The 21,582-nt window shown below is 58.2% G+C and carries 17 protein-coding genes and 1 pseudogene; 13 read left to right on the top strand and 5 right to left on the bottom strand.

The window, feature by feature from the left end; genetic code table 11:
• The first annotated feature begins 2 nt into the window (after window positions 1-2).
• Both AC2FD9_RS12600 and AC2FD9_RS12595 read left to right on the top strand, forming a co-directional pair.
• Entirely contained in the window at window positions 3-755 is a 753-nt protein-coding gene (locus tag AC2FD9_RS12600; protein ID WP_496837184.1) for a metal ABC transporter ATP-binding protein, read from the top strand.
• Window positions 755-1,552 (top strand): iron chelate uptake ABC transporter family permease subunit, encoded by a 798-nt coding sequence (locus AC2FD9_RS12595; RefSeq protein ID WP_496739138.1) that lies wholly within the window; start codon window positions 755-757, stop codon window positions 1,550-1,552. The genes AC2FD9_RS12600 and AC2FD9_RS12595 overlap by 1 nt, the downstream gene beginning before the upstream one ends.
• A gap of 66 nt (window positions 1,553-1,618) precedes the next feature.
• Here AC2FD9_RS12595 and AC2FD9_RS12590 read toward each other — a convergent pair whose 3' ends face one another.
• From AC2FD9_RS12590 to AC2FD9_RS12570, 5 genes are all read right to left on the bottom strand, one after another.
• Window positions 1,619-2,356, bottom strand: a complete 738-nt coding sequence (locus tag AC2FD9_RS12590) for a maleate cis-trans isomerase family protein (protein WP_496837182.1) — start codon at window positions 2,354-2,356, stop codon at window positions 1,619-1,621.
• Window positions 2,353-3,420 (bottom strand): pyridoxal phosphate-dependent aminotransferase, encoded by a 1,068-nt coding sequence (locus AC2FD9_RS12585; RefSeq protein WP_496837181.1) that lies wholly within the window; start codon window positions 3,418-3,420, stop codon window positions 2,353-2,355. Before AC2FD9_RS12585 ends, AC2FD9_RS12590 begins: the two co-directional genes overlap by 4 nt.
• Complete coding sequence (locus AC2FD9_RS12580) at window positions 3,417-5,069, bottom strand: hydantoinase B/oxoprolinase family protein (protein WP_496837179.1); 1,653 nt, start codon at window positions 5,067-5,069, stop codon at window positions 3,417-3,419. Before AC2FD9_RS12580 ends, AC2FD9_RS12585 begins: the two co-directional genes overlap by 4 nt.
• Complete coding sequence (locus AC2FD9_RS12575) at window positions 5,069-7,165, bottom strand: hydantoinase/oxoprolinase family protein (RefSeq protein WP_496837177.1); 2,097 nt, start codon at window positions 7,163-7,165, stop codon at window positions 5,069-5,071. Before AC2FD9_RS12575 ends, AC2FD9_RS12580 begins: the two co-directional genes overlap by 1 nt.
• A 262-nt stretch (window positions 7,166-7,427) precedes the next feature.
• On the bottom strand, window positions 7,428-8,399 hold the full coding sequence (locus tag AC2FD9_RS12570; RefSeq protein WP_496837176.1) for a TetR/AcrR family transcriptional regulator: 972 nt from the start codon (window positions 8,397-8,399) through the stop codon (window positions 7,428-7,430).
• A gap of 179 nt (window positions 8,400-8,578) precedes the next feature.
• Here AC2FD9_RS12570 and AC2FD9_RS12565 point away from each other — a divergent pair, with 179 nt between their 5' ends.
• The 11 genes and pseudogenes from AC2FD9_RS12565 to AC2FD9_RS12515 all read left to right on the top strand — a co-directional run bounded on the left by AC2FD9_RS12565 (window position 8,579) and on the right by AC2FD9_RS12515 (window position 21,473).
• Complete coding sequence (locus AC2FD9_RS12565) at window positions 8,579-9,712, top strand: LLM class flavin-dependent oxidoreductase (protein ID WP_496724771.1); 1,134 nt, start codon at window positions 8,579-8,581, stop codon at window positions 9,710-9,712.
• 10 nt (window positions 9,713-9,722) lie between these two features.
• Window positions 9,723-10,364, top strand: a pseudogene (ribB, locus tag AC2FD9_RS12560) (3,4-dihydroxy-2-butanone-4-phosphate synthase); the annotation flags it as partial.
• 54 nt (window positions 10,365-10,418) lie between these two features.
• Window positions 10,419-10,796, top strand: coding sequence for a nuclear transport factor 2 family protein (locus tag AC2FD9_RS12555; protein ID WP_496837174.1), 378 nt, complete (start codon window positions 10,419-10,421; stop codon window positions 10,794-10,796).
• A 26-nt stretch (window positions 10,797-10,822) separates the two neighbouring features.
• On the top strand, window positions 10,823-12,211 hold the full coding sequence (locus tag AC2FD9_RS12550) for an amidase family protein (RefSeq protein WP_496837173.1): 1,389 nt from the start codon (window positions 10,823-10,825) through the stop codon (window positions 12,209-12,211).
• Between the two features lie 38 nt (window positions 12,212-12,249).
• The gene (locus AC2FD9_RS12545) at window positions 12,250-13,899 is read left to right on the top strand and encodes a long-chain-fatty-acid--CoA ligase (protein ID WP_496837172.1); all 1,650 of its coding nucleotides are present in this window, start codon (window positions 12,250-12,252) and stop codon (window positions 13,897-13,899) included.
• 23 nt (window positions 13,900-13,922) lie between these two features.
• Window positions 13,923-15,104, top strand: coding sequence for an acetyl-CoA C-acyltransferase (locus AC2FD9_RS12540; protein WP_496837170.1), 1,182 nt, complete (start codon window positions 13,923-13,925; stop codon window positions 15,102-15,104).
• Window positions 15,105-17,402, top strand: coding sequence for a 3-hydroxyacyl-CoA dehydrogenase/enoyl-CoA hydratase family protein (locus tag AC2FD9_RS12535; RefSeq protein WP_496837169.1), 2,298 nt, complete (start codon window positions 15,105-15,107; stop codon window positions 17,400-17,402).
• A 12-nt stretch (window positions 17,403-17,414) separates the two neighbouring features.
• The gene (locus AC2FD9_RS12530; protein ID WP_496837167.1) at window positions 17,415-19,184 is read left to right on the top strand and encodes an acyl-CoA dehydrogenase family protein; all 1,770 of its coding nucleotides are present in this window, start codon (window positions 17,415-17,417) and stop codon (window positions 19,182-19,184) included.
• Window positions 19,185-19,438: 254 nt separating this feature from the next.
• Complete coding sequence (locus AC2FD9_RS12525) at window positions 19,439-19,720, top strand: LLM class flavin-dependent oxidoreductase (RefSeq protein WP_496837165.1); 282 nt, start codon at window positions 19,439-19,441, stop codon at window positions 19,718-19,720.
• A gap of 4 nt (window positions 19,721-19,724) precedes the next feature.
• Window positions 19,725-20,018, top strand: coding sequence for a hypothetical protein (locus tag AC2FD9_RS12520; RefSeq protein ID WP_496837163.1), 294 nt, complete (start codon window positions 19,725-19,727; stop codon window positions 20,016-20,018).
• Window positions 20,019-20,303: 285 nt separating this feature from the next.
• The gene (locus tag AC2FD9_RS12515; RefSeq protein WP_496837162.1) at window positions 20,304-21,473 is read left to right on the top strand and encodes an amidohydrolase family protein; all 1,170 of its coding nucleotides are present in this window, start codon (window positions 20,304-20,306) and stop codon (window positions 21,471-21,473) included.
• Window positions 21,474-21,582 lie beyond the last annotated feature (109 nt).

Genomic DNA, 21,582 nt, shown 5'->3' with positions numbered 1-21,582 from the left:
AAATGAACCTGATTACCGTAGAAGACCTCAGCGTTAGCTATGGGGCCAATACCGTGTTACGGCACATCAACATGGGGGTCGAACCTGGTGAAATTGTGACCATCGTCGGCCCTAATGGTTCGGGTAAGACAAGCCTGCTGCGCGCCATAATCGGTGCAATCAAACCGTCTGCCGGGCAGGTAAAGCAAAAGCTGGGGCTGAGAATTGGCTACGTCCCGCAAAAGCTGCATATCGATCCGACCCTGCCGATCACCGTCGAACGGTTTATGCGGCTGACCCATCGCGCGTCAAAGAAGGATTGCGCGACTGCGCTGGAAACGGCCGGTGTGCCCGATCTGCTCAAGCGCCAGATGTCACAGCTTTCGGGCGGACAATTCCAGCGCGTGCTGCTGGCGCGGGCCTTGATCAACCGTCCCGAAATCCTGTTGCTGGATGAGGCCACGCAAGGGTTGGACCAGCCTGGTTCGGCCGCGTTTTATCGCCAGATCGAAGACGTGCGTCAGGAAACAGGGTGCGCTATCATCATGATAAGCCACGAGCTCCACGTGGTGATGAGCGCCTCGGACCGGGTGATCTGCCTGAACGGCCATGTCTGCTGCGAGGGCTCACCTGCGGTTGTGGCCTCGGCCCCCGAATACCGCGCGTTGTTCGGAACCGGAACAGGTGGTGCGCTTGCCCTTTACCGCCATGATCATGATCACAACCACGATCATCATCATGACCATGGAACAGATTCACAGGAAGCCGCAGAATAATGCTTGATGATTTCATGACCCGGGCCACACTGGCCGGAGTGGGCGTGGCCTTTGCTGCAGCGCCGCTGGGGTGTTTCGTAGTATGGCGCCGTATGGCCTATTTCGGCGATGCCACAGCGCACGCAGCCATTCTTGGCGTCGCCCTGTCGCTAACGTTTCAGATGTCGATTTTTACAGGCGCGCTGGCCGTCGCCTTGTTGATGGCGCTGACCGTGACACTGTTGGTAGGTCGTGGTTACGCTATGGATACGTTGCTGGGCGTCATGGCGCATTCCGCCTTGGCATTCGGTCTTGTGGCAGTCTCATTCCTCTCCGGTGTCCGGATTGATTTGATGGCCTATCTGTTTGGCGACATTCTGGCCGTTTCCCGTTCGGATCTGGCCGTCATCTGGGGTGGCGCTGCACTGGTCGTAGTTTTGATTGCGTGGCGTTGGTCCCAGTTGTTGACGGCGACGTTGAACGAGGAACTGGCGTATGCCAGCGGGTTCGACCCCAAGCGAGAACAACTGATTTTGACGCTTGCACTGGCCATCACGGTGGCAGTCGCCATCAAGGTCGTGGGCGTTTTGTTGATCGCGGCAATGCTGATAATACCGGCCGCAGCGGCGCGGAGTCTGGCACGGTCACCGGAAACGATGGCTCTGATCGCGGCAGCGATTGGGGCGACATCTGCTGTGGCCGGGTTGCGAGCGGCTTATGTCTTCGACACGCCCGCAGGTCCTTCCATCGTCTGCGTCGCCGCCATTCTGTTTGCCTGTTTTAGCCTGCTTGGATGGCAACGCCATACCAAGCCCTGAAAACCGCCTGGAAACTGCAACCGATGTTAGGCGGGTCGTAAAAATCTCATTTGCCCTGACCGCGCGTCACAAGCTATCGAACAGACGCCCAGGCAACGCTTTGTGACGTGGCAGGTTCAGCGCTTTCAGCAGTCCAAAGACCATCGCTTGATTGGAGGTAATGACGGGTTTGTTCAGCGCGGCCTCAATCCGTTCAATCGCCTCGACCGAGCGCATGTCTGTGCAACTTAGGACGATTGCCTGCGAATCCGGGTGATCGGCCCTACACGCCAGATCGAACACCTCGTCCGGGGTCAGTTCACCTTGCCCATAATTGCCAAGCTCGCGGCCGACATCGGCACATTTGACGGTTTCAATGCCGTTTAGGGCCATGAAATCCATCGCCCGGGCATTGATCTCGCCCAAATAGGGCGATGAAAAGCCGACCTTTGTTGCGCCGACAGCATTGATCCCAGCGATCAACGCCCCTGCAGCGGTCAGCGAAACTGCACCCGAGCCCGCCTTAATCTGCAGGGCCAGCTCTGCATCAAAGGACGGTCCGTGGGTCAGTGTCGCCGAGGTGCAGCCATACAGCACCACATCGGGGCGTATGCCCGAGATCATCCGCAGGTCGTGAGTGATATCCGATGCGCCCAACCCCGCCATCTGATCCGAGCCGGGGATTTCATCCACGTCATATCCGCCCATGCGTTGATAATGGACTGTAGTGTTGGGCGGCCTCAACAACTCCATATCCGGTTCGAGGTTGGTGTTGGTGAAGGGTACCAGAACACCGATTTTGGCTGCGGTTCGTGTTTCGGTCACTTCAATGCTCCCTTCAGGGCGGTCAGGCACCGATCCATGATCGGCGTCTCGCAGATTGTGGCGCGCAAGCAGTCGGTTAAGCCGTATCCTCCCATGCCGCGCATTAGTAGGTCGTCCGCCCGCAGCGCCGCGTCTGCCCGTTGCGCATCCTGCGTTGAGGCAAAGCGCAATAGCACAAAGTTTGTGTGGCTTTGAGGAACGATTAGGCCCAACGCACGACATTCCACGGCAAATCGTTCGCGGAATTCAGTCGTGCGGGCAACCACATTTTGCATATGCGCCTGATCGCGGATCGCGGCAGCGGCTGCTGCTTGTGAAGCGATGGAAATATTGTTTGGATTAAGCAATTTGCGCAGTTCAGCGGCAATCTCGGGCGGGAAGTACCCCCATCCTGCACGCGCTCCCGCCAGGCCATAGGCCTTGGAAAAGGTGCGCATGATCACGGTGTCCCCTCGATCGCTCAGCGCGAAGATATCGGCCGGATCATGTTTGTGATCGGAAAATTCTGCATAAGCCTGATCGACGACGAGTAGAACATCCGCGGGCAGTTCCCCGCGCAGACGAAGGATCTCGGAATTGGGGATTAGGGTGCCGGTCGGGTTGCCAGGGTTGCAGACAAAGATGATCCGCGTTTCATGTGTGACCGCGGCGATGATATCGTCGACGGATACGGTCAGATCCACTTCACGCGCCTTGACGTAATCGGCCTGAACCTGAGCGGCTGCTGAGGCGACAAACGCATATCCGTAATCCGTGCCAAGGACCCGATCACCGCGCCCGGCATAGGCGCGGATCAAACAGCCGATCAGCTCCATCGAGCCTGCTCCGCACAGCACCCGTGCCGGATCGAGTCCATGCACATCTGCAATTGCTGTGCGCAGTTCCAACCATTCCGGATCAGGATACAATTGCAGATCGGCCATTGCGTCACGACCCGCCTTGATGGCAGCGGGGCTTGCGGGAAAGGCGCTTTCGTTCTGGGCCAACGAGATAGTGTTTTCGCCGCCGAGGTCGACCAGCGCATAGGCCGCCATTGCACTTATGTGGGGAACCGGGCGGATCATGATGCGCCCCCGTAGGATTTTGCGCCTTCTGCGCTGATCAGACCGCGCTTGAGGTCTAGGGAGATTGCCTGTGGGTCTCGCGCGGCCGGGTCGCCAAAACCACCGCCCCCAGGAGTTTCAAAGATCAGGTAGTCGTCAGCTTCAACGCGCAGTTCTCCTTTGCCCGGGATATCATTTTCGCCACCAAGGAAACGAATACGACCGGGTGCACCGGGTTTTCCACCCATGCGTCCGAGGGCGGGGAATTTGAGGCGCTCAACCGACAGGAACACCAGAAAGGGTGCACCGTTCGCAGAGGTCATCTCGATCCGTTGGCCGAGACCGCCGCGATACTTGCCTGCACCTCCTGAATCCTGGCGTAGTTCGCGTTTCCAGATTGTGACCGGGGCCACGCTTTCCGTGATCTCGACCTGAGATCCGAACACGCCCGAGGGGTAGGCTGTGGCAGACAAGCCATCCGCGTGTGGCCGGGCACCAGTGCCGCCATTATGTACAGGTTCAACCGCGAATTCCCGACCTCCATCACGCGCCACTTCGGGTGCGTGTCGCATCGGTAGATCGAACATGCAAGATGCGCCCTCGGCGGGGACCTGATCTGGCAGGGCCTGATGCAGGCATCCAAGCACCAGATCTGGTGTTACCTGTCCTAGTGTGTGTCTCATTGCTACCGGGGCGGGGCGTTGTGCATTGAGGATGCAGCCTTTTGGCCCGTCCACTGTGAACGGCTCCAGCGATCCGGCGTTGTTGGGGATGTCGGATCCGACGATGCAGCGCAGGGCGAAGACGGTATAGGCGGTCGCATAGTTCAGCGGCACATTGATACCCTTGCCCGAACAGCCCGAAGTTCCGGTGAAGTCCACATGCATGCCTGTTTTGCTGACCGTTAGGGTGGCGTGCAGCTCGAGTGCATTTTCATAACCGTCCATCCTCAGAACGTTTCTATAGGTGCCTGCGGGCACTTCGGCGATGGCTTCAAGCGTGCCGCGGCGCGAGGTGTCGATGATATAGCTGCCCAGTTGATCCAGATCGTCGATTCCGAATTCATCCATCATATCGAGCAGGCGGTTCACGCCCGCTTCGCAGCAAGCGATCAGAGCATAAATATCGCCCTCATTAGCAATAGGCTCGCGACTGTTGGCGCGGACAATGTCCAGAAGCAAGGCGTTCGGGACGCCTTGCTCGACCAGCTTGCAGGGTGGGATCAGCAGACCCTCATCATAGATATCCGACCCTTCCGGGCCCATTCCAAGGCCGCCCAGATCCACAAGATGCGAAGTGCATGAAGTAAAGCCGACGACTTTGCCGTTTTTGAATGCGGGCATCATCAGCAAAAAGTCGTTGAGGTGTCCCGAAGCCAGCCACGGGTCATTGGTCATGTAGATATCACCGGGCCTCATGTCTTGAACCGGGAAATGACCGCGCAGATGCATTACGGCTTCGGCCATCGTGTTGATGTGCCCGGGCGTTCCGGTGACCGCCTGTGCCAGCATCCGACCCTCGGCGTCAAAAATCCCGGCAGAGATGTCGCCGCATTCGCGTACAATGGGTGAGAATGCGGCGCGGATCAGGGTCTGACCTTGTTCTTCGACCACCGCAAGCAGGCGGTTCCACATGACTTGCAGGCGAGCGGGGGAAAGATCGGTAGGCATCATACACCTCCTTTCTGATCTTGGATAAGGATGAGGTTTCCAATGGCATCCACATGCGCCGAGAAATCAGCAGAGACCAAGGTCGTCGTCTGCGGTTCCGTGATCAGCGCCGGGCCGCAAACCCGGTCGCCGGGGTTCAGGCTGTCACGTGGCACAAAACCAGCCTGCTTTATCTGACCATCTACATCGCAGGTGATGGGGCGGGTTTGGGCCGATGTGATAGTTGTCAGAACTGGCGTTTCCGGCAAATCTGGAACATCCGCATCTGGGGTTGCGACGCGGACAGCCCAGTTCAGGATCTCGATTTGCATTCCGGGCACGGGACGCGAGAATTGTTTACGGTATTCCGCCTCGAAAGCATCGGTCAGCGGTTTTATGTCTTCGAATGTTAAATCGCGATCGGGCAGGGCAATCTCGATCTCGTGGCCCTGACCGTTGTAGCGCATGAAAGCCGTGCGTTGGGTTTCGGTGGGTGCATCACCCGCGCCTTGGGCAACCACCCGGCTTGCCTCGTCGATCATGTCGGAAAGCAGGGAGTTGATCCGCTCCAGATCCAGGGATTCAAGTAGAGAATAACTTGATCTGACGATCTCAAAACTGACCGGCGCAAATAGGAACCCGACCGCGGACCCGACGCCTGGATTGGGTGGGATCACGATGCGACGGACCCCTGCGGATCGGGCCATCCGGCTTGCATGCAGGGGGCCGTTGCCGCCGAAAGCAATCATTGTGCGCGAACCGAGGTCCTTGCCCGACTCCACCGCATGCATTCGGCCCGCACTGGCCATGCTTTCATCGACGATGCGACTGACTCCGTCCGCCGCCGCAGTGCCGTTCGTGTCCAGACGCGCGGCGATGACCCGGTTCAGCGCAGCTTCAGATGCTTCGGGGTCGATCTTGATAAACCCTTCGGCAAATGTGTCCGGCACGATATAGCCCAGAGTGATGTCGCTGTCAGTCACGGTTGGCTCGGTGCCGCCCCGCCCAAAGGCCGCCGGACCGGGTTCTGATCCGGCCGATTTTGGACCCACTGTCAACCGACCTAGACGGTCAACCCCGGCGATTGAGCCGCCGCCCGCGCCAATCTCGATCATTTCGACCACAGGGATACGTACAGGCATGCCCGACCCCTTGATGAACCGCGCGGCCCGCGCGATTTCGAATTGGCGCGAGGTTTGAGGCCTTGCATTGTCAATCAGGCAGAGCTTCGCAGTCGTCCCGCCCATGTCGAAAGATAAAACCTCGTCAATCCCAGCCCGCGCTGCGATCCGTGCGGCCAAAATTGCTCCGCCCGCCGGGCCGCTTTCGACCAACCGGATCGGAAAGCGTGATGCCGTCTGAACGGTGCACATTCCGCCACTGGCCGTCATCATCAGGATCGGACATTTCACGCCTTCTGCCTGAAACCGAGTGGCAAACCGTGCCAGATAGCTTTCCATTAACGGTTGGATGTAGGCATTGGCGACCGTAGTACATAGCCGGTCAAATTCGCGTGCTTCGGGGCTTACATCAGAGGAAATTGAAACTGCCAGGCTGGGGCGTTTTTCCGCCAGAATGTCGCGCAACCTGCGTTCGTGTGACGGGTTGGCATAGGCATGCATCAAACAGATTGCGACAGCATCCACCCCGCTGGCATCCAATTCAATCAGCAGCGCGTCAATTGTGCTGGTGTCCAATGGGATCAGCACATCCCCTCCGGCATCCATCCGTTCGCGAATAGTGAATGCCCGTTCGCGTGGCACCAGCAGGTCCGGCTTTTCAAGATTGATGTCATATTGCGCATACCGCCGCTCATACGCGATTTCCAGAATGTCGCGAAAACCTTCGGTCGTCACGGTCGCCACAACAGCGCCTCGACGTTCGATCAATGCATTGGTCGCCAGTGTCGTTCCGTGGATGAAACCTGTCACCTCATTCAACGACCGGCCGGATTCCGCCATGACACGTCTTGCGCCCTCCATCGCGCCATCTGCGGGATTTTTGTGCGTCGTGAGCGTCTTGGTCGAAGCCAATATGGTCTCATCGTCCGAGACGAGTACCGTATCGGTAAAGGTGCCGCCGATATCAATGGCCAGGCGTAAGGTTTGAGATGTCATGAGAGTGTCCGAATTGTCCGTTGTCTGGGCAGATGGCAGTGGGCGCAGAGCGCCAGCCATCATCCACTCACGACGAGGTCACAACCGGTTGCGCGGCGATCCAGAGGGTTAGGACTACAGAGCGTTGTCATATACGCAGTTTGACACGCCCGAGACGTGTCGCAAGTTGGTTTGCGACCAAATCGCCCGGAAGCGACAGAGATGTGCGACTTGATTGCGTAAGCGTTTGTGCATCAACCACCCAGAGTGGTTGATGGTTCGCTCAGGATTTCTTGGAGGGAGCAGCCCTGACCAAAACGCCATCCATAATAAGCGCCTTCAGACTGGTCCGGATCTCGCTTTCCGGGAACTTTCCGATGCTCCAATGCCGGAGTGACCAGACATTACAAAGGAAATACAGATAATTGGCCATCAGCTCTGTGTTCATGGGGCGGAACACTTGCTGTTCGACCCCTTTGTCCAGAATGCCTTTCCAGCGGCCCATGAATTCACGCTCCATATCAAATACACGCGCGCGGTTCTCGGCAGACATTGACCGTGTTTCCGAATAGACCAGATTGATATAGCGGCGGTTTTCACCAATGTAGTCGATGTACCGGTCAACCGCTTTTTCAAGGTTCTGATCGGCGGGGCCAGTGAACAGCTCTCCGGTATCGAAAAAGTCGATGATGTCCTGCATGCACATCGTAGTGATCAGGTGCAGTATGTCATCCTTGTCCTTGATGTATTTGTACATCAGCGGAACCGACAGCCCGGATGTTTTGGCAATCTCGCGCATCGAAGCATTGCCGAACCCATGCTTGGCAATCACCTTGCACGCGCCTTCAAAGATCTGCCGCCGCCGTTCCTCGGCGGTGTCGGACAGGGCGCGGGGCGGCTTTTCTGCCTGAGTGGATTTCGGCGCTTCCGCCAGTTGCGCTTCGACTGAGAACGTGCAGGTCACTTCCATCAGCGTGGCAGCTTCACCGGGATTGTGCCCGGCCTGAACGATCGAGACACGGTATGAGGTCAGCAGCGAATCTTCTGGCGACATGCGTATGGCCTGAGCCTCGATTTGCCCCTGTCCCGCAGTTGCCAGATTCGTGGCCGACGTGTTGACCAGTGTTGGTTGCAAAGTGTCGCCGAGACGTCTGAGTTCCTCGCGCGCAGCGTCGATCGCCAGCGCAACGCACACGCCATCTAGCTGCGATTTATTAATAAATTCATCAACTTGCGCAGCGGAATACAAAAACACGCGGCTTGCCTCCATAGGACCCTACCTGAGGGCAACATGTTGAAATCCCTATGTGTTGTCCAGTTGGAAATCGTCGCAGTGCCGTTGCGACGTAGGGAAAAACAATTCGGGGCTTGACGAAATTGCCGGCCGTATGGGAATGTTAGTGAACGTTCAATCACACATCGGGGGACGCCTGCATGAAGTTCAAGATTCTCGCCATTCCATTCGCACGCCAGCATGGCGAGGACACTCAGCTTGCTGGACGTGACCCTGCGCGGTTCAACAAGATGATGCACACGATGCGTGATCAGATGGTCCTTGCCGAAGAGCTGGGCTATGACGGCTTCTGCCTGACTGAGCACCACATGCAGGTCGAAGGCGTTGAATGCACCACGAACCCGCTGTTCTGGAACATGTACATCGCCCAGCACACCAAGAACTTCAAAGTTGGTCAGTTGGGGATGAACCTGACCGCTATGAACCCGATCAAGACGGCCGAAGATATCGCCATGCTGGACCACATGACCGGCGGCCGCGTCTTCGCAGGCTTCTCGCGCGGGAACACGCCGCGCTGGACGGCGACCATGGGGCAGCACCTGGACATCACCTCGGCTGAATCCGACAAGTCCGAGGCCGACCAGCGCAACCGTCGCGCGCTGTACGAAAACTGGCGTCTGATCAAATCGCTGTGGACCGACGATCTGACCGAACATCAGGGCGAATTCTGGAACTTCCCGTCGAATGTCGAGTGGGAGTTCAATCCGACCAAACTCTGGGGCGGTGACAGCCCGGTTGATAGCAACAAGATCCTGCGCAAATCGGGCATCGTTCCCCGGCCGCTGCAAAAGCCGCACCCAAAAGTATATGCGCCGTTCTCGTATTCGATGGAAACTGCCAAGTTCTGGGCGTCGGAAGGGGCCAAGATGGTGTCCTTCGTGACCGCCGACAAAGAAGAATTCATGCCGGTGATTCTTGAGAACTGCCTGAAGGCCGCGCATGAAAACGGGCTGCCTCAAACCACCAACAACGACGTTCTGGCTCTGGGTGCGCATCTGATGATGGGCAAGACACCGGCCAAAACCAAACAGTACCGCGAAATGTTCGACAACCTGTGGTTCTCGGCCTACGACGCGCCGCCCTATCACGTCCCATTGGGCCGCGTCTGGGACGGCTCGCGTCAACAGGTTCTGGACCAGGTCGGTGAACTGGCCGAGCGCTATCAGATCGACGAATTCTTTGTCTGGCACCACGTGAACTACTTTGGCGACGAGATCGAGCAGGAAGCTCTGATCGAATTTGCCGAAGGCGTCATCAAGCCTCTGAACGGATAAGGGGAAGACCGTGTTCGATCTGCATGAAGTTTATCAGCTGTCACCCATCGAAGAGATCATTACGGATTGCGAACAAGGCCGTATGGTAATTCTTGTAGACGATGAAAACCGCGAGAACGAGGGCGATCTGGTGATCCCAGCGGCCTGCGCGGATGCGGCCGCGGTGAATTTCATGGCACGCTTTGGTCGGGGCTTGATCTGCATGGCCATTCCGCCCGAGCGGGCCGAGCAGTTCAGCCTTGGTCCTATGACAGCGTTGAACACGGATCCACATCATACGGCGTTCACCATTTCAGTGGACGCAAAAGAAGGCGCGACCACCGGCATTTCCGCCAGCGACCGGGCGCGGACCGTCGCACTTTTGGCTTCCGACAGCGGCTCTTCGGCAGATCTGGTTTCGCCCGGGCATCTGTTCCCATTGGTGGCGAAACCGCACGGCGTGCTGGAACGCGAAGGTCACACCGAAGCCGCTGTTGATCTGGCCCGCCTGTCCGGGCGGGGGGATTCCGGCGTGATCTGCGAAATCATGAATGATGACGGTGAAATGGCGCGCCTGCCGGATCTGCTGGAATTTGGGGCCCGGCACGGCCTTAAGGTCGGCACGATCGAAGACCTCAAACGGTTTCGCCAGGACCTGCTTTCCAACAAGGCCGCCTGACAGCCAATACCACCTGCGTTTCAAGACACTCATGACCGAGGATATCCTATGACCGCATTTGCCGAGATCGAAACCCTGATGCAGGCGTATATCGAAAACCTGTATGACGGAGACATCAGCAAGACCGACCAGATGTTTCTGCCTGAATGTGATCTTTGCTGCGCCAACGAGGATGGCAGCTATATCCACATGACGCTGGAGAAATACAAAGAGGTCATCGGCGGTCGCGAAAGCCCGAAATCCAAAGGCTATCCTGTCTACGGGCACACAATCTCGATCGATCAATCAGGGCCGAATACAGCCTTTGTCAAGATCGACTGCGCCGTGCAACCCCGATACTTCATCGACTACCTGTCGCTGGTCCGCACAGGCGAGGGCTGGAAGATTGCGGCCAAGGTCTATTACGTCCAGCGCAACCAAGACTGATCCCCTTTATCTGATCGAGTCCCCGAATGACCGCCCCAAATTCCCAACTTTCGGCGCGTGCCATGGTGCAAGCCTTTGCCCGGCTAGAGCTGTCTCCGGTCGAGGTCACGCAGGCTGCGCTGGCCCGTATTGAGTCGGTAAATCCTAGGATCAATGCGATTTACCACGTGGATGCCGAGGGCGCGCTTGAAGCAGCCCGGGCGTCCGAAAAACGTTGGCACGACAACATACCGATGGGGCCGCTGGATGGCGTGCCGACAACAGTCAAGGACGCAATGGATTGCATCGGTATGCCCGCCTATCGCGGCTCGGCGGCGGGTGAGGTATCGGTCAGCACAACCGATCATCCCACGGTCGCACGCATGCGTGAGGCCGGTTCCGTGATCCTGGGCAAGAATACCATGTGCGATTATGGCATTCTTGCAGGCGGAGTGAGCTCAAAGCATGGGGTTACCCGTAATCCATGGGATGTATCGCGCACGACAGGCGCATCATCTTCGGGCGCGTCGGCCAGTGTTGCCGCCGGGATCGAGCCGGTTTCGATCGGCACCGACATCGTGGGATCCATTCGCCTGCCGGCCTCGTATTGCGGCCTGGCCGGGCTGAAGCCCAGCCAGGGGCGTGTGCCCTATTTCGTCTGCAACAGCCCGGCGATCACGGCGGGACCGTTGGCCCGCAATTTTGGCGACGTCGCGCTGCATATGAATGTTCTGACCGGAGAGGATACGCGCGATTTCGCGGCTTTGGCACGGGACGGTGTGAACTATGTCTCGCGCCTGACGCGCGGCGACCGAAAAGGCATGTCGGTTCTGGTTATCGCAGAGCTGGGCTTGGGCGAACCGGTGGCGGAAGATGTTCAGGCAGCGCTGGAACGGACGGCACAGGTTTTGCGGGATATGGGCGTTCAGGTCACCTATCTTGAAACCGCACCGTTCAATCGAACGGACTGGGAACCCGCCGAGGCGTTCTACAAAATACGTACCCTGTCCGAACTGATGCGCCAACCCGAGGCCGAACAGGCGAAAACGCCCTATATCCGCGACTGGACCAACGATGCACGCGCTTTGTCCGCTGTTGAGCATCAGCGGAATTTCGACCACACGCAGGCGTTGCGTGAACGTGCGTTGGCGCTGATTGACGGCCATGATTTTGTCCTGCTGCCATCGACACCAGACACAGCCTTTGCTGCCGAACTGCCAGGATCAGACCCCGATAAGCCGTTCGAAAGCTGGGCCAATACCTTCCTGTTCAACCTCACTGAGCAACCGGCATCCAGCATTCCGGTCGGACTAGACCGCAACGGGTTGCCGATCGGTATTCAACTGGTCGGACATCGCTTTGACGATCTGGGCGTTTTGCAAATGTCGTGGCGGATCGAACGGGACATCGGAGAAATGCCGCCTGCGCTTCTGTGACGGACGCAGATGCAGAAAAACACATTGAGAGGCAAAAAATGAGCGCAGAAAAAACGACGATTCCCGGTCAGATCATGACGATGCCACTGACGGTGACCAGCATTTTCCATCATGGCATGCGTGCGCATCCCGAGGCGGAGATTGTCTGGCGCAACCCGGACATGACGATTGATCGCTACAGCTTTGCGGATATGGGGCGACGCACCCAGCAACTGGCCCACGCTTTGACCGAACTGGGTATGGGGCCGGGTGACCGCGTCGCGACGCTGGCCTGGAACAACAATCGGCATCTGGAACTCTATTATGCATTGGCTTGCATCGGTGCGATTTGCCACACGATCAATCCGCGCCTGCATCCCGATCAGATCGCGTTTATTATCAACGACGCCGAAGATACGCATATGTTCTTCGACACGACTTTTGCACCGCTGATCGATGCTGTCTCGGCCCGCTGCCCCAGCGTTCAGGCCTGGTTCAGCCTGACTGGCCCGGATCAGGTGCCGCAGATGAAGACCCTGGTCCGTGACTACGAATCCCTGATCGCGGGCAAGCCCGAGGTTTATGACTGGCCCGAACTGGATGAGAACGCGGCCATGGCGCTGTGTTACACATCTGGCACAACAGGCAATCCCAAAGGCGTTTTGTATTCCCATCGTGGGACCGTGCTGCACGCCATGGGCGTGTCTGGCGGCGACTGGCTTGCGCTCAGCTCGCGTGATGCCACTTTGCCCGTGGTGCCGATGTTCCACGCCTGTGCCTGGGGTATTCCCTATGCGGCCCTGATGAACGGCACCAAACTGGTTATGCCCGGACCGGGCATGGATCCGGCCCCGCTGCGAGAACTTATGGACGACGAAGAGGTCACGATGATCTCGGGTGTACCAACTGTCTGGCTGGGCTTGTTCGAATATCTGGATCAGCAGGGCGCCAGGCTAAAAACAGTCAAACGCGCGATGATGGGAGGTTCAGCGGCACCTCTGTCACTGATCGAGCAGATCGAAAAAGGCCACGGTATCGACGTGGTGCATGGCTGGGGTATGACCGAGCTGAGCCCCGTCGGCACGCTTTCGGTGCCCAAATGGGGCGAGGATAAACTGCCAATCGACGACCGCCTTGCGCTGAAAACCAAACAGGGCCGAGCGCTTTATGGGGTCGAGATGCGCATCGTTAATGATGAAGGCGCGTTGCTGCCACATGACGGCGTTGCCTCGGGTATGTTGCAGGTGCGCGGCCACTGGGTTGCCGAAAGCTATTGGGGCGGGGCCGGTGCTGATGCCTTTACCGACGACGGCTGGTTCATCACCGGTGATGTCGCGGCGATCGACCCGAAAGGCTATCTGCGCCTGACCGACCGAACCAAGGATGTCGTCAAGTCGGGCGGCGAGTGGATTTCCTCGATCGATCTGGAAAACATCGCGATGAGCCACCCGGATATTCTGGAGGCCGCCTGTATCGCCGCCAAGCACCGCAAATGGGATGAGCGCCCGCTGATCGTTGCCGTCAGGCGTGAGGGCTCGGATGTCAGTCGCGAGGACATTCTGGCGGTGTATGACGGCCAGATCGCCAAATGGTGGACGCCCGACGACGTGGTGTTCCAGGCCGAGCTTCCGCACACCGCGACCGGCAAAGTTTCAAAGCTGCATCTGCGTGAGCAATACGCCGACTACAAGCTGCCCACTGACATCTAATACTTCCTTCAAGGATCAATCTAATGCGTTCTGCTGTAATCGTCTCGACCGCCCGCACTGCAATTGGCAAAGCCTTTCGTGGTGCTTTCAACGACACTCACCCCGCCGTTTATGGTGGCCATGCTGTCGCCGAGGCGGTCAAACGCGCCGGTGTTGACCCGTCTGAAATTGAGGACGTGATCATCGGCAATGCCGTCCCCGAAGGTGCAAACGGCGGCAATCTTGGTCGTCAGGTCGCCATGCGCGCCGGTCTGCCCGTGACCGCATCGGGCCAAACCATCAACCGGTTCTGCTCGTCCGGTCTTGAGGCCCTGACGCGCGCCTGTTCTCGGGTCATGGTGGATGGCTGTGACGTTGTCGTTGGCGGCGGAGCAGAAAGCATTTCACTGGTGATGGGTCGCGATAACACCTATCGCCTGAAAGAGGACTGGATCGCGCAGAACATTCGTGGGTTCTACGATCCGATGATCCAGACCGCCGATACTGTGGCCGAACGCTATGGTATCAGCCGCGAGGCGCAGGATGCGTTTGCCCTGCAATCGCAGCAGCGCACCGCCGCGGCGCAGGCTGCGGGCAAGTTTGATGACGAGATCGTGCCAATCACGGTCACCAAGGCAAATAAGAACAAGGAAACCGGCGAGATCACCTATGAAGAGGTCACGCTGTCGCAGGACGAGTGCAACCGTCCTTCGACCACGCTGGAAAGCCTGCAGGGTCTCACTCCAGTGATGGGCGAGGACAAGTGGATAACGGCTGGCAACGCCTCGCAATTGTCCGACGGTGGTTCGGCGCAGGTCGTGATGGAAGAGAAGCTGGCTGAAAAGCGCGGGCTCGAGCCGTTGGGTCGCTACATGGGCTATGTCGTCGCGGGTTGTGAGCCCGATGAGATGGGTATCGGCCCGGTGTTTGCAGTGCCGAAATTGCTGGAACGCAATGGCCTCAAGATGGACGATATCGGCCTGTGGGAATTGAATGAGGCCTTTGCATCGCAAGCCATGTATTGTCGTGACAAGCTGGGCATCCCGAATGAGATGCTGAATGTCGATGGCGGCGCGATTTCCGTGGGCCACCCCTATGGCATGTCGGGCACGCGTATGGTCGGCCACGCGCTGATCGAGGGCAAGAAACGCGGTGCGAAGTACATCGTTGCCACCATGTGCATTGGCGGCGGTATGGGTGCAGCTGGTCTGTTCGAGGTTCTGTAAATGACTGCGATCAACAAAGTTGCTGTCATCGGCTCGGGCGTGATGGGGGCAGGCATTGCCGCCCATTTCGCCAATGCCGGTGCCGCAGTCGTTTTGCTGGACATCGTACCAAAGGATGCCGAAGACCGCTCAATGTTGGCAAAAGGTGCCATTGCACGGATGACCAAGGGCCGCGCGCCGCAACTGGCCGACCCGGCCTATGCCGCCCGGCTGACAGCGGGCAATCTGGACGATGATCTGGATCAGCTTTCGACCTGTGATTGGGTGGTCGAGGTCGTTCTGGAAGACCTCGCCATCAAACACGCGCTCTATGCGAAAATTGCGCCTTTCCTGCGCGACGATGCACTGCTGAGCTCGAACACCTCGACCATTCCGCTGGCCGACCTGGTCAGCCAGATGGATGAAAGCCTGCGCAAGCGCTTCGTGATCGTGCATTTCTTTAACCCGCCGCGCTATATGCGCCTGATTGAGCTTGTGATCGGACCGGACACAGATCCGGCTGCTGCGGAACGTGCGCGTGCGTTCAGCGATGAACGCCTCGGCAAAACCGTCGTGCCCTGCAACGACCGCCCCGGTTTCATCGCCAACCGTCTGGGCGGGCTATGGATGAACGCCGCTGCCCGCGAGGCTGTGGCGCGTGGCATCACAGTTGAAGAGGCTGATACAGTGCTGGCCCGTCCCTTCGGCGTGCCCGGAACGGGTGTATTCGCGTTGATGGACCTGATCGGTATCGACCTGATGGGCAAATCGCGCCTGTCTATGCGCAATCTGCTTGAGGCTGATGATCCGCAGCAATTCCATACCGACGGTCTGGAGCTGTTCGATCAGATGGCCGCCAAGGGTTTGGCCGGTCGCAAGGTCGGTGCGGGTTTCTATCGCAGATCCAAGGACGAAAATGGCAAACCAGTCGCCGAAGCCGTTGATCTGGCAACGCTAGAGTATCGTGCGCAGGCCAAGGGCCTGGAGTTGGCCAAGAGCTTTGGTGTCGACTTTATTGATCAGGCCGGTGATCGGTTGGCTGATTTTGCCTGGGCCGTAATGGGGCCGACTTTGTCTTACGCAGCATACTGCGTGCCCGAGATTACCGCCAACCCGGCGGATATCGATGCGGCGATGGAGCTGGGATACAATTGGCGTATGGGCCCATTCAAGCTGATCGACAAGATTGGTGCGGACAAAATTGTGGCTCGCTTGAAGGCCGAGGGTCAGGACGTGCCGCCCTTGCTGGCGCTGGCCGCTGAACGCGGCGGGATTTATTCAGGTCAGGGCCGTGACCGTAAGGTGCTGTTGCCTTCGGGCGAACAGGCAGACGTGCCGCGTGGGCCCGGGGTGATCTTTGCATCTGACCTGACGGATGCTCCGGTGTTCCAGACCGAGGCTGTTGTGCTGCGCGATATGGGTGATGGTGTCGCTCTGCTGACGATCACGGCACCTAATGCGGCTTTAGATGATCAGGTGATGACAGGTGTGAGCGAAGCACTGGACGTTGTGGGCCGAGACTTCAAAGCGATGGTCATCGGGTCGGACGGCAACCACTTTTCGGTGGGCGCGAACCTAAAAAAAGCGCTGGATCGTGCTGATGCGGGGGAACTGGATCTGGTCGAAGGGCAACTGGCCATCGGTCAGGCCACGATGCGCAAGATCAAGTACGCGCCGTTCCCGGTTGTCTCGGCCGCCTGTGGGCTTGCCCTTGGGGGCGGCTGCGAAATCCTGATGCATTCGGATCGGGTCATGGCGGCTCTGGAAAGCAATGTCGGATTGGTCGAGGCTAATGTCGGTCTGCTGCCTGCATGGGGCGGAACAACCGCCCTGTTGCTGCTCAAGGCGGCGGAATTGGGTGATGCTGTCAAAGGGGCCGAGGCAGCGTTTGATGTGATTTCTGTGGCGCTGATGGCCGGCTCTGCTCCGATGGCGCAACATGCGGGCTATCTGCGCGCGACGGACGGCGTTGTCATGAACCGCGACCGCCTTCTGGCCGAGGCCAAGGCGGCGGCTCTGGCGCTGGCTGACGGGTACAAACCCGCGCCGAAGGCCGAGATCACACTGGATGCCGCCTCTATCAATGCCGCGCTGGAGCCCAAACTGGCCGCACTGGCCGAGGCTATGCCAGACGCACCCTACACAGTCGAAATTGCCCGTGAAACCGTGCGCGTTCTGGCAGGAGGCGACGGCGGCGTTCTGGACGAGGAGGCGCTGCACAGGCTGGAAGCCGAAGGCATGATGCGCCTGATCCGACAAGATAAGACACTCGAACGGATGAGCCACACCATGATGACCGGCAAGCCACTTAAAAACTGAGGGATCATAGGTATGGACTATCAACTCCCGCAGCGGGACATTACTTTTCTGTTGGACGAGGTTCTTGACCTCGACAAAACGCTGGCGCTGCCTGGGTATGAGCATTGCGACAAGGATACGTTCTTTGTGGTCGTTGACGCGATCAACGGGTTTGTGCGCGACAATCTGGCAACCTGCAATGAGGCGGGCGACAGCCCGGGCGCACGGCTTGAAGATGGTCAAGTCTATGCCGCGCCAGGTTTTGGCGACGCCTACAAGGTATTCTGCGAAGACGGCTGGAACGCGCTGGCACTGGAAGAAGAATATGGTGGCCAACAACTGCCCTTCGTCCTGCATGCCGCCCTGCGTGAAGGGATGGCCGGAACCAATCTGGCTTTTGCCCTGATCCACGAACTGAACTTTGGCGTTGTCGAAGCTTTGATGGCCTATGGCTCGGACGAACAAAAGGCGGTCTATTGCCCTCAGCTGACGTCCGGCAACTGGGCCGGGACCATGAACCTGACCGAACCGCATTGCGGCACCGATCTGGGCCTGATCCGCACCAAGGCCGTTCGCAATAATGACGGATCTTACGCCATCACTGGTAACAAGATTTTCATCACCTGGGGCGACCATGACATGTCGGAAAATGTCGCCCATCTGATCCTCGCACGGGTCGAGGGCGCTCAGCCCGGACCGCGTGGACTGTCCCTGTTTTTAGCGCCGAAATACATGCTGGATGCAGACAACAACACGACAGACGAGCAAAACACGATCTCCATTGCCGGGATCGAGAACAAGATGGGTATCCACGGATCACCCACTTGCGCCATTTCCTTCGAGGACACCAAAGCCTGGATTGTCGGCGAAGAGGGCAAGGGCCTGGCCGCGATGTTCGTGATGATGAACGCCGCGCGCCTGTCGGTTGGCCTGCAAGGGTTGGGCGTGGCTGAGGCCGCTGTGCAAACCGCGTCGGCATATGCCCACGAACGCCTTCAGGGTCGCGCAGACGGGGAACCATTGCACCCGAACGGTCCTGCGGATCCGCTGATTGCCCATGCGGACGTACGCCGCCGCCTGCTGACCGCCCAGGGCGAAATGGACGCTGCCCGTGCGCTGGCTTATTTCGGAGCGGGCCTGTTGGATGAAGTTCATCGTGCCGCAACGCCCGAGCAGCGCAAAGTTGCAGACGCGCGCCTTTCGCTACTGACGCCGGTCATCAAGTCCTACCTTTCGGACATGGGATCGCGAATGGCGAATGAGGCTGTGCAGATGCATGGCGGACATGGCTTCATCAAAGATTACGGCGTCGAACAGCTGGTGCGTGATGTGCGGATCACCGAAATCTACGAAGGTACCAATGCCGTTCAGGCCCGCGATCTGGTTATGCGCAAGGTGCGCGGCGACAATGGTGCCGTCATCAAGGGTCTGGTGGCCGATATGCTGGATGAGGCGGGCAAATTGGGCAACGACCTCTCTGACTTAGAGAAAAGCTTGCGCGATGCGGCATCCCGGCTTGGGCGTTCGAGCGATTGGGTGTTGGGCACGGCGCAAGGTGACGTGCTGTCCGGTGCGTGCGACTATCTGGAAATCGTAGCCCTCAGTGTATCGGCCTGGATGTCCGCCCGTATTGCACGGGTGGCCAAGGCTGCAGCGGGCGCTCAATCGCCAGAGTACTATGCGGATAGGGTGGATGCAGCGCGCGCCTTTATGGCGCGGGCATTGCCCCGTGCTGTCAGCCACGAATTAATCATGCAGGCCGGTGAACCCGGCGTTGTATGTCGGGCTGATCGCTGTCTGTAACTTCTCCTTCTTCACGGACAGCGGTGCTAAAGGGCGTTCTGGAATCAGGGCGCCCTTTTTGCGTTTCTTGACCCAAATCAAGTTCCGTTGAGCGGTCAGCAGTAGAATTTCGGGAACGGGCACTACAGGCAGGTATAGTCTTGAAAACCCACAACCTTGTACAACTTTATATGCATTCAAAGGGCGAAGATGTCGTTCTGCCCGGCTCGGACCCGGATCGGTATGAAACGCTGTTAGAGCGGACAACCGAGTAGATGAAATTTGCCGTCGAAAACGGGTATGCCGGGTTTCGCATGACCGAGCATCACTTTCAGGTGGAAGGGATCGAAACCACGACCAATCCGCCTTTGTGGAACATGCACATCGCTGCAAACACCAAGATCCTGATGGCGGGGCAGGTGGGTATGGCGTTGACGGCGCATCATCCGATGCGTCTGGCCGAGGATCTGGCAATGATCGATCACATGCCCGGTGCCCGACTGTTCTGTGGTTTTGTTCGGGGCGACACGCCGCGCTGGCTGAATACACTGGCGTAGCATCTTGATATCATCACAACCCAATCTGACCATCGGATCGACCGAAGCGCAGGCCGGGCAGCACTATCGCGTTTTTGAGGAATCGTTCAATTTCGCCTCTAATGCCCCGCCATATCATGTGCCGATGTGGCGGGTCTGGAAAGGCGCCGTGTACCAGGTGATCGATCAGGTTGGTGCGTTGAAGGAGAAACACGGGACCGAAGAATTCGTCGTCTGGCATCACGCCGGTTACTTCACGCAGGATGAAGAGCTTGAGATCCTGAACAACTACGCCAAAGTCATCACGGCGTTTTCCTGACCCGCGGCAATAGGGGCAACAGCGCCCAAGCCGCGGTACTAGTCGGTGGCTTGCCGAATGCAGGTTTCTTACTAACAGGCGAGGATTGGTCGGCTCTGGTCAATCAGCCGCTCAAGGGTAGCCAATCCCGGCGTAGTGCCAGTTAGAAGGTCTTGACACAGGCGTTCTAATATCGCTTGTATACTAATGAAAATGGATGAAGAAAGCACGACGGCCGAACGATTTCTTGGCGTGCTTTTTTGATCCAAATATGAACCGGAAATCACACGCTAAATGGGGGATCAGATGGCTGACGCACCAAAAGACACACCGGAACAGGGTCGCACACTAATCCGTAACATCGGTCTGCTTCTGACCGGTGATCTGGAATCGCCTATTGCCGACAGTGATTGCCTTCTCATCGAAGGCGGAGTGATTGTGGGCCTTGAGGCCGGCGACGCGGATCGCGTAATTGACGCCTCTGGTTGTGCGGTCGCACCGGGCCTGATTGATGGCCATTGCCACCCGGTTTTCGGCGATTGGACCCCGCGCCAAAGCCAGATTGGCTGGATCGAAATGAATGTTAACGGCGGCGTCACAAGCTTTATTTCCGCCGGCGAAGTCCATCTGCCTGGTCGGCCCAAGGATGCCGAAGGCGTCAAGGCTTTGGCGATGGTGGCACAACGTTGCTATTCAAATTTCCGCCCGTCCGGTGCCAAGGTTTTGGCAGGAGCGCCAGTGCCCGAACTTGATTTTGATCGCGATTTCTATGCGGCAATAAAGGCGGCCGGTATCCGGCATATTGGAGAGATCGGCCTTGGGACAGTTGCCAAAGGTCCCGACGCGGCCCGCGTCACCGGCTGGTGTCGGGAATTGGGAATAGAAACCATTATGCATACTGGCGGCCCTTCGATTGCGGGCTCTCACGATGTTCGAGCAGCAGATGTGCTAGAGGCGCAACCGGACGTAGTCAGTCATATCAATGGCGGACCAACCTCAATTTCTCAGGATGAAATCCGAGAGCTTTGCCGTCACGCGAAAGGAGCGCTTGAAGCGGTACACAATGGTAACGAGAAATCGGTACTTGTGACACTGGAAGGCGCTCTGGCCGAAGGTCGCCTTGCCGATTTTCTGATTGGAACAGATGCCCCAGCGGGGTCCGGCGTACAGCCGAACGGAATGCTGCGAATGGCAACTCTGCTGGCCAGTATTGGCGGATTGCCTGCCGAACAGGCGTGGTGCTGTGGCACCGGAAACGTGGCAAAGAGACGGGATCTTGCACAAGGGATCGTCGCACCAGGCCGCCCAGCCGATTTGGTGTTCATGGACCGCCCTGAAGGATCGGACGGTAAGAACGTTTTGGAAGGCATGGCCGTCGGTAACATCCCCGGAGTTGGGGCTGTTATGATCGATGGTAAGATGCGTACCGGACGGTCGCGCTCGACCCCTCCTGCAGCGCGCGTGCCTGTACTTTAAAGGCACGGGAAACGTAGGTTTGAAGCCTAAGCCCGGCCGCCAGATTGGCGGTCGGGCTTAGGGCTTTACCAACAGTACGAACTTGGATTGTCTGCTACTAACGCTAAAT

The organism is Ruegeria sp. YTSC230, from assembly GCF_059609665.1.
This window is presented reverse-complemented; position numbering and strand designations above follow the sequence as displayed.